We start from the raw sequence: 10,613 nt of genomic DNA, 5'->3' as shown, positions 1-10,613 counted from the left end.
TGACTGCATCACTGTCCTGCATCAAACTTGAGTTGTTCTCAAAAGTCAGCGTGCCTCCGCTGGTAACGTTTAAGGCATTAGTAACTGTAAGAGTACGACCCGCAGGAACTAAAAGATTAACTCCTGAATTAATAGTACAGGAACAAGCTTCTAAATCTGATGTTATGGTATAAGCTCCGTTAAAAACAACATTTTTTGTAATATCAGGGTTTCCACCAGACCATATGCTGCCATTCCAGGTTGTTGCTGATTGGTTAGAGATGGGTACAGTTGTTGTTGCCGGTGATTTACAGCCATAACTATTAGTTATTCTAAAAGTATAGTTCCCTACAGCAAGACCGGTAATTGTTGCCGTTGTTCCTGATCCGTTAGTTTTCACTGAACCCGGACTTCTTTCTATAATCCAATTTCCATCTGAAGGTAAATTAGTAAAAACAACACTGCCCAATGAGCTGCATGTAATATTTACTATTTTGTCAATAGTTGGAGGTGCCAGTAAAATGGTTTCAATTGGCAGAGATACATCTTCGACTGTATTTAATGACGGATCGGTACCTGTAACTTTTGGCATATTAACAATCCTGCCTGCAGCCACATCAGCATTTGTGATAACATAGGTTCCTGTTAGTGTAGCTTTTGCACCAACCGCTAAGCTTGCTATCGGATTTCCTGTTATTGTCATTCCGGACATTGGATCGGCAACCTGAATATTGGTTATGGGCACTTCTCCGTTATTAGTAACTTCGTAGGTATAATTTACAGTGTCGCCTAATTTACCACAAGGTATAATGGAAGATGTTGTAACCAATTTTAATTCTGCAATTTTTAATGATTTTGTATTAAAAGCAATGAAAGCACAATCTGAACTACCCGAAAAAGTAACCACAAAACGATCTACCTGCGAAGCATTAGCAGCTGTTATACCAAATGAACTTGTTTCAATACCTAACATTCGGATGTCTCTTGTCGCTGCTGGAGTAAAACCGTAGCTCCCATCCATTTTAAACAAATCCAGACTGTACGTTCCTACAGCGGGAACTGATATGAAAGACACCGATATTTCATTTCCTACTGTGTTTCCTGAGGCATCAATAAATTTAAATTTATCTGCCAGACTCGCACTGCCGGGTTCTGCAACCTGTGTTACAATCAGGTCGGGCGTATCATCATTCAATCCGGTAAGATTAAGGTTGTTTGTACCAATTTTGAATTCAGCGGTACCTGCTTTTATGTTAGCAATTCCTGTTCCCAGTGCTAAACCATTAGGGCCGTCAGTAAGTCTTGAGGCGAGCTCGGCACCAGTTGCTGTCGTTCCAATTAATTTTGGAGTTAAGATGGCTCCGCTAGCAGATTCATCGATCATAGAACCTTGTAATATGTACATACTACCAGGATCTATCCCTATAGTTTGAATTTTTAAAGCTCTGAATTTCTGAGGACTAAAAGTTACAGCATTTGTAGTAAGGGTATTGTCACTAACTCCGGTTGAGTATGTTTTTCCATTTTGTGCCCATGTAAAGGCCAATAAATTATTTTCTCTGTCTGGTCGGTTTCCTACACCCGTTGTCGAATTGGATGTCCAGTACCCTTTCCAGTCGGTATGAATCCTTGTAATTGTATTTTGACTGACTGCGCTAAAAGAAATCAGAAAAAATAGTAGTCTCAAATTTTTTAAAAATAAAGAACGAATTAAAAGTAGTAGTGTTGGGGACATACGTTTTGGTTGGTTTTGATTTGTTTTTTGTTTAAAGTTTATAAGAGATATGTAAAAATTTTAAGCCTGTTATTTGTGATGAATCGTCACTACGCTAAAAAATCCGACAACTTTCGCTGCCGGATTTATAGGTTCAATTAATGATAAAATCAATTAAAAATTATTTTTTTAGATGCAACATGATCGTTCTCTAAAATTACTTTTGTGAATAACACCTGATTTCCTGATTGTAAATTTGATATTTGCAATTCAGTTGCACCAACTTTCTTTTTGTTGTAAAGCAGTTTTCCTGAAATATCATAAATCGTAACTTCTTTGATGTTTTCTGTTGTCGAAGTTACTTTTATCACTTTGTTTTTTACGGATACAATCAGGTCCTTTTCAATATTTTCAAAATCACCAGTTCCTAATGTTTTATTCGTATAACGCAGTATAAAACGATCTGTAAAATTTCCTTTCGTTGTGGTAAATGTATATTTTCCAGCTCGTAAATCTTGTATTTTTCCTGTTGTTTTATCTTCCAGGTAAATTGACTGACCAGCTAAATCACCATCTGCCTGTTCTATCGAAATTGTAAAATCGCCTTCAATAGTAGTTCGATATCCTAAAGGAACAATATCAGTGTCAACAAAAGGTACTGCACGCCCCTGAATTACATAACTGTTTTCATTTTCATAGCTGAAAAAATCTATATAGTCATTACCGTCAAAGGTTAATCCATCAAATCTATTTTCAAAATCATTGGTTGCACCTTCCACATATCCTATCAGAGTTTGTTTAAAAGCACCGCCTTTATTGGTCATATTTAACCACACACGACTTTTTTCTGTCGTAGTAGTTTTTGATGTTTTTGCAGGTTTAAAGAATTGATTGTTATCTCCTGCAGGTCGCATTAAGTTGTTAAACTTAACAATTCCATCTGCATTTGCACTTACAAAGAAGGACTCTCCTGCTGCTACTTTACCTGAAGGAATATTTTTGTTAGCTCCTGGTGCTGAAGAGGGAGCTGTAGCTGTTCCACCCGTCAGATTATAACTTGCATAGTCATTAGAATTGTATTCGTATTTTGCCGTTGTACCAATCAAAGTATTATGTGTCCAGAAATAAAGGGTACCATTTATAAACGTATTTTCACTTAAAAATTTATTGGCATCCAATGCAGATGGATAAGGATTTCCAATCAAATAGTAATTATTTGCTTTAAGTGATTCCCCAGTAATAATTCCATTATTAGGAATCCCGATAAAATTTACAGTTTGAGCATAGGTTGGTCCTGTCCAGTAATCTTTACCGTTTGGATATCCATACCCTGAGGTTGGAACACGAATAATGTATCCTTTTCCAGGCGTCATAACATTATTGCCACTTTCAATTACCCAATTCGTACCACTATAGGACATGTATTTGTCTGCTAATGTATTTGGAGATACGGCATTTAATTTTCGGCCTGCTACCGCTGATGACCAGTAGGTATAATCATAATTCTTCATTGGATATGAAATACGTTCCATATCAAATGAATCTGCAGCTCCGGTATAAGTAGCATTATTATTTGTTTGTACCAAAGAACCGTTATTTTTTATCACAAGTTTACCATTTGTATTTACAATGATATTCTCGTTTACCGTAAGTGTTTTGTTTTCTGGTATCGTCAATGTTTTACCCGTTGCTATTGTACAAGTACAGACTTCTAAATCGTTAGATAAAGTTAAATCACTATTGACCGTAATAGAAGAGCCAGTCGCAGGAGCTACTGATCCGTCATATGTAAAAGGAGTATCAATAAAGTTAATTGCGACATTAGCATTACCGCCATCTTCTCTTAAACGTACTTCTACTTTAGAAGTTTTATTTAAAGGATATGTTCCCGGAATCATTGAAGTAGTATTGGTATAACCGTTTTGTGTAAAAATTTTGGTTCCATCAATATAAACTTCAGCGATGTCATCACAATTTACCAATTGTAGCTGGTAGCGTCCGCAAGCAAATCCCTGACGTTTGTAAGTAATGGCAAACTGATCTACTGGCATTGGAGCACCTTGCCAGCCAGAGTAGGATGAGGGTGATAATGTAGCATTCCAATAGGTTTGTGTATTGATATTTACGCCAGTGGCAACATAAGTTCCGGCATAGCTATTCGCTACCAATGCAATGTCAGGTGAATTAAAACCGTATACATTCCATTTATTATCTCCGAAAGGGAAAGAAGTATCACCTTTTATTTCTCCATATGAAAAGGATACTCTTGATGCTTCTCCATTTTCGTAATATTCTAAAACAAAATTATGAGCTCCTGCCGTAGCAAAAGTATACTGTGTAGAATAACTAGTATAGCTGTGGTCACTCCATGAATTTGAAGGATTAAACGGAACTAAAGTACCATCAATGTATAACCTTACACCGTCGTCTCCTCCGATAGTAAAATTGTATATACCCGCTGTTGTATTAGTCTGCATTAAATAACGAACGAGGAACTTGTCGCTTGGCGCAGTCCCACAAAATGCATTCGCTTCAACACTTGCATCTCCGGTAATTACGGCAGTACCAACATTTCGGTCAAAGATTGGTTTTTCTGCTATTGAACCAACATATGTTGTAGTTGCCGGGGTATTTCCTGTGTAGGTATATACAAAACCTTTCCAGTAGTTGATACCGGCAGTTGGTGTGGCTACACAAAGTGGAGCTGTTCCGGTAACCGTTACTGTTGCTGATGAATAATTGGAGGCCGCATTTTTAAGCGTGTAGGTAAAAGTCGCTGTTCCTGTAAAGCCACTCGCAGGAGTAAAAGTTATATTGTTCAATCCATTAACGGTTACAGTTCCATTTGATGGTTGTGTTACAGTTATAGCTTGTAAAGCACTGCTGCTTCCGATAACGTCATTATCTAAAATCGGAATTGTAACAGCCTGATTTGTTGGTGTAGAAACATAATCATTACTCGCTGTTAACGTGTTTGTGTCTTTTACAATTCCTTTGATATTTGCTGTTGCTCTAAAATGAAACTGATTGTTAGTATTGTACGCATACGCACGAATGTACAAGGTTTCTCCTGCTGATAAAGTATTTAAATCAGATGCAAATGATGGTTCAATTGTGTTCCAGGTACTTGTTGTTGTTCCTGAAAACAGAACTCTTTCAGTACCCGTAAAGGTGCTGCTTTTAGAATAAAGAATTTGCAGCTTCTGTCCTGAGCCCCCCTGACTTCTGTAGGTAAGAAGAAAAGTAGACAGATCAATTTTATGATTTGCATCTGCTTTAATTTTAAATTCTACATATTTGGCAAGATCATAGCCTCCGCCATTTTGACCCGGAGTTGGCCAGCCGCCTGATTGATAAAAAGGATTACTTGCATCTTCACTATTGTTGAAAGATACAGCCGGATTCGCTGCACTTGGAATATCGCTTCCTGTTATGTATGAAGTGTTAACGGTAGGCTTAAATCTGTTAGTGCTTGTTTTTGCATCCCAGATTACTAATCCATCAGCAGTTAAATCGGCAATTGTTACCTGAATATTAGCTGTTGAAGAAGGATCAGTCCCTTTTGTAATCGTGTATTTGAATGTTGATGTTCCCGTAAAGTTTTTAGCAGGATTAAATGTTATCGTTTTATCGGGATTTAGAATTGCCGTTCCTTCTGATGCCGCCGGAGGTGTAGAAATTGTGATTGAAGCTACACTGGAGCCCTGAACATCATTGCTTAATGGCGAAATATTGAGCGCAATTTCTTTTTTAGTCGTTAAATAATCATTTATCGCTAAAATTTTAGAAGAATCAAAAGTAGAAACAGTTCCTTTTAAAATCGCCGGTAAATTACCCGCATTGATTCCTGTTCTGAAATGAAAATTATTATTGCTGTTGTATGCGTATAAACGAACGTAAACTACCTGTCCCGGTAAAACCGGATTTAATTCAGCTGAAAGAAGGGGGTTTATAGTTGTCCAGGTTGTAGCAGTTACTGTTTCCGGAACCAAAACTTTTACCCCGGTTGTAAAAGCCGGATCTTTTGAATATTGTATTTGAAATTTTTGACTTGTACCACTCTGAACCCTGTAGGTAATAGTAAAAGAGCTTAAGTCAATTTTATTACCTGCCTTTGGTGTAATTTTAAATTCAACATATTTTGATGGATCATAACTACCTGTAAACTCCAGTGTAGTAGGCCAGTTTCCCGTACTGAAATAAGGATTATTTACATCATCAGTATTATAATTTAAGCTAACAGACCCATTAACAGTGAAATCCGGAGAGGTACTTGTTCCGGTATATAAAAGATTTGTGTCATAGACCGGAGTGTTTCTATTGCCGGAAGAAGCCGCATTCCATTTTACTAAGTCGCTTTGTGCAAAAACAGCAAAGGGTAAAATTAAAAATAAAAGTAAAGTTTTCATCATGTTAAATGTTTTCTATCAGGTTGTTATGCTAGCATAAAATTTGGCCCGCACAAAGATATATACAAGTACGAGTTCATGACAAAAGGGGTTTTAAGAAAGGCTGTATTATCGATTAAATGTTAAAAATAATCGACAAACTACATGCTGAAAATAGAAGAATTATGTTATTTCTTATAAAACATGAAAATAAAACATAAGAATAATCGCAAATTACAGCTAAAATTCAGGTTTTTTTTGAGAATTTAATCGAAAAAACGCGAGTTTAGCTAAACAATCCGCAAGAAAGTAATAATTTATAACTAGCTATTATTTTGTAATAAATAAGGATTTTAATACAATTGACAATTTGAATACTAAGATTTTACGTAGGAGAAAAAATAAGGTATTTTCTTTTTGAAAAAACAAACTCAGATCTGTTCTAATTCCTTGACTTTATCATAAACAAGATTACTTTCGTAACCTCTTCGCAACATATAATCGCAGAATTTTTTTCTTTTTTTGAGTGTGTTTTTTTCAGAAATGGAATTCCATGATCTTTCAGAAAGTTGTTCAAAAGTTGTTTCATATTCTTCCGGTGAAATTTCTTTCAAAGCGATGGCAATAGTAGTCGAAGAAATTTGTCTGGCTTTTAACTCATTAGTAATTCTGATTCTGCCCCAAAATTTGATACGGTGCTTCCCTCTGGCGAAACTGCACGCAAAACGTGTTTCGTTCAAAAAGTTACTTTCAATGAGCTGAACGACAATAAAATCTATTTCATCTGAAGTCATTTTCAGACTGTATAATTTGGTCACAACTTCGGCATGACAGCGTTCCTGATAGGCACAAAAGTGCTCTAATTTGAGTAAGGCTTCTTTTGGAGTACAAACTGAATTCATGTGTTTTTTCTTTCTTTTTAACTATTATTGCTAAAAATAGTCATTTTGCTGTTAAAATTTGTCTTAATATTTTATAAATTCTCAGAAAGTCTTTTACTTAAATGTTGCACATGTAGAGAATTATGATATTTTTGTACGATTAATTTAGTCGTTTAGCAATGGTTAAACAAAATTGTTTAAACGACTGATTTTAAAGTTTTTAAAACTAATTATAAAAAAATTCCGTAAGTATTTTAGGATGTATAATATATAACCATTCGTATTTTTTTATTCCGTTTTAGCATATAAAAACAAATTTATAATATAAATACCACAACTGATATGATTAAAAAATTACTTTTATTCGTTCGCTTATTGTTTTTGCCCCAATTATCTCTTTTTTCTGTTGATGATTCGCGAAGAAAATTAAGTGTAACTGCAAAGATGTTTTGTTTTGCTTTGCTGTTTTGTGCTTCGTTTGCAAATGCAACTAATTATTATTCTGCGGTTAGTAGCACTGACACTAATAACCTGAATCATTGGTGGGCTAACACTAATGGAACCGGGGGGCATCCTGGAAATTTTACAGGGGCTGATGTTTTTATTGTTCAGACGGGTCATAGCATGGCAACGACTGCAGCCTGGGCAGTATCGGGAAGTTTACAGATTCAAACCGGAGGATCATTAGATGTGACAGGATTTGATATTACAATTTCAGGTACTACCTCTGTCACGGGAACATTAGTTCACAGCAGCAATACAGGTACAAAAACTTATGTTGGTTTAGTAACTATAGTTTCAGGTGGATTGTGGAATAATTCCAGTAATACCGGAGTGATTTTCAGAGGAGGAATTACCAATAATGGGACATTTACCAGTGGTTCAGGAGTACAGACATTCAATACAAACAATCAGTCACTTATTGGAACTCTTTCTATTCCAAGAGTCACGGTTACAGCAGTATCTCTGACTAATACTAATACTTTAACTGTTGCAACTGCATTAGCAGGAAATGGTACTTTAGTCAATTCAGGTACTTTAAACATTAGTGCCGCGACAGTAGGAATTACAACACTTACAGCCACAGGAGCCGGAAATACCGTAAATTATAACGGAGCTGCACAAACAATTAAATCAACATCCTATTACAACCTTACTTTTTCAGGTAGTGGTATCAAAACTTTTGGTGCAACAACTGTAGCAACGTCTAACTTTATTAATGTAGCAAAAGGTATTCAGCTTGATTTATCAGGGAACAATAATCACACAGCCAGAGTATTGATATTAGGAGGCGTTGGTCCGCTTATCAGTTCATGGGGAGCACAGGGATCAGGAGCTGCAAATACAACCAATACTTTTTTTACAACCACACTTTATGGAAGAATAATTGTTAGTGGTTCCGGAACTTTCGATCCGGTAATAGATTCCAATTATGCTTCTTATACTAAAGGTGTAAGCGGTAAAGTAAATGCATCCTATGTAGAAAATGCAACGCCAGTACCCGTATTAACTGCACCAAACGGTACTGTATTTATCAATGCCGATTTTGCGAGTTATGGTACTCCGGCAGGGACTGCTCCAAATTTTACACTAGGAACTTGTAATGCTTTTAATAGTAAAACTGTAGCAACAGACGTTTTTTTAGGAAATACTACTGCTACCATTCCGGCAACAAATGCGACTTTTGGCGATCCATGTGTAAGTATAGTAAAACGTTTAAGCGTTGTAGCCACTTATACAGAACCTATTTGTACCGGTACAAGTCCGGGACTTATAACCGGTTCACCTCCTAGCGGAGGTAATGGTTCCTACACTTATTTATGGGAAGTAAGTACTACAAACGCAACTACAGGTTATGCAGCAGCACCTGGAACAAATAACGCAAAAGATTATACTCCGGGAAATCTAACCGCAACCTCATGGTTCAGAAGAACGGTATACTCAGGACTTTATGCCAGTGAGACAATCGTTATTGTTCAGGTTAATACCGCGCCTGTGGCTCCGACAGCAATTGCAAATACAGCATTTTGTGCAGGAAGCTCCACTACTTTAACAGTTAGTGGAGGAAGTACAGGAGGAAATGGTGGTTATGCACAATGGTATACTGGTTCGTGCGGAGGTACTCTTGTAGGATCAGGTACTTCTATAACCGTAACACCTACAGCACCAACAACCTATTATGTGAGATATCAAAATGGTTGTACTACAACGGCTTGCTTCTCCAAATTAGTAGAAGCTACTGTATCTATTACAGCAGCTTCTGCAGCTACACCGGTATGTTATAATACAGGTATTCAGACCACACCTTTATCCTATAGTGCTACAACTGGTACACCAACCACCTATAGTATTGCGTGGAACTCGACACCAGCCAACAGCTTCGTTGCGGTTCCATACACGACTTTACCTGCAGGCAATATCTCAATTAGCATTCCGGCAGGAACTAATCCGGGGAGTTACACAGGTAAACTTACGGTAAGAGATGCAGCAGCTACTTGCGTAAGTCTTGAAAATATTTTTACGGTAACCGTTAATCCATTACCAACAATTACGGGAACTCCGACTGTTTGTATCGGATCAACGACACAATTAACAGGTTCTGCCACTGCAAATGCCACAACACCGTGGACTTCTGCTACAACATCAGTTGCTACCGTAGATAATACAGGATTAGTAACAGGAGTTGCAGCGGGAACAAGCGTTATCACATACAGAAACAGCAATGGCTGTACACAAACCGTAACGGTAACGGTAAACCCATTACCAACAATCACGGGAACTCCGACTGTTTGTATCGGATCAACAACACAATTAACAGGTTCTGCTACTCCGAACGCCACAACACCATGGTCTTCAGCAACAACATCTGTCGCTACCGTAGACAATGCAGGATTAGTAACAGGAGTTGCAGCGGGAACAAGCGTTATCACATATAGAAACAGCATTGGCTGTACACAAACCATAACGGTAACGGTAAATCCATTACCAACAATCACCGGCACTCCAGCAGTTTGTATCGGATCAACAACACAATTAGCAGGTTCTGCTACTCCAAATGCCACAACACCATGGACTTCTGCAACAACATCAGTTGCTACAGTATCGAATACAGGATTAGTGACAGGAGTTGCGGCGGGAACAAGCGTTATCACATATAGAAACAGCAATGGATGTACACAAACCGTAACGGTAACGGTAAACCCATTACCAACAATCACGGGAACTCCGACTGTTTGTATCGGATCAACGACACAATTAACAGGTTCTGCTACTCCGAACGCCACAACACCATGGACTTCTGCAACAACATCAGTTGCTACAGTATCGAATACGGGATTAGTGACAGGAGTTGCAGCGGGAACAAGCGTTATCACCTATACCAATAACAATGGCTGTACACAAACCGTAACGGTAACGGTAAACCCATTACCAACAATCACCGGAACTCCTGCAGTTTGTATCGGATCAACAACACAATTAACAGGTTCCGCTACTCCAAATGCTACAACACCATGGACTTCTGCAACAACATCAGTTGCTACAGTATCGAATACAGGATTAGTGACAGGAGTTGCAGCGGGAACAAGCGTTATCACCTATACCAATAACAATGGCTGTACACAAACCGTAACGGTAACGGTAAACCCATTA

At 37.6% G+C, this 10,613-nt stretch carries 4 protein-coding genes; 1 reads left to right on the top strand and 3 read right to left on the bottom strand.

Annotation, left to right across the window (positions count from 1 at the left end; genetic code table 11):
• From EV142_RS23800 to EV142_RS23790, 3 genes are all read right to left on the bottom strand, one after another.
• Positions 1 to 1,666: DUF11 domain-containing protein (locus tag EV142_RS23800; protein WP_244606822.1), on the bottom strand; the 1,666-nt coding region annotated here is incomplete at its 3' end.
• A gap of 197 nt (positions 1,667 to 1,863) precedes the next feature.
• Complete coding sequence (locus EV142_RS23795) at positions 1,864 to 6,105, bottom strand: Ig-like domain-containing protein (protein WP_132038348.1); 4,242 nt, start codon at positions 6,103 to 6,105, stop codon at positions 1,864 to 1,866.
• Between the two features lie 407 nt (positions 6,106 to 6,512).
• Complete coding sequence (locus EV142_RS23790; RefSeq protein WP_132038347.1) at positions 6,513 to 6,983, bottom strand: regulatory protein RecX; 471 nt, start codon at positions 6,981 to 6,983, stop codon at positions 6,513 to 6,515.
• Between the two features lie 321 nt (positions 6,984 to 7,304).
• Between EV142_RS23790 and EV142_RS24120 the strand changes: the two genes are divergently transcribed.
• The coding region (locus tag EV142_RS24120) for a beta strand repeat-containing protein (RefSeq protein ID WP_158286364.1) at positions 7,305 to 10,613 on the top strand (3,309 nt) is incomplete at its 3' end.

This window comes from Flavobacterium circumlabens, from assembly GCF_004345565.1.
Classification (GTDB): Bacteria; Bacteroidota; Bacteroidia; order Flavobacteriales; family Flavobacteriaceae; genus Flavobacterium; species Flavobacterium circumlabens.
The sequence above is the reverse complement of the archived record's forward strand: the minus strand, read 5'-3'. Positions and strand labels throughout refer to the sequence as shown.

Excerpts from the sequence above, each read along its gene's own strand:
- EV142_RS23795 (WP_132038348.1), bottom strand. The coding sequence starts at position 6,105 with ATGATGAAAACTTTACTTTTATTTTTAATTTTACCCTTTGCTGTTTTT.
- EV142_RS23790 (WP_132038347.1), bottom strand. The coding sequence starts at position 6,983 with ATGAATTCAGTTTGTACTCCAAAAGAAGCCTTACTCAAATTAGAGCAC.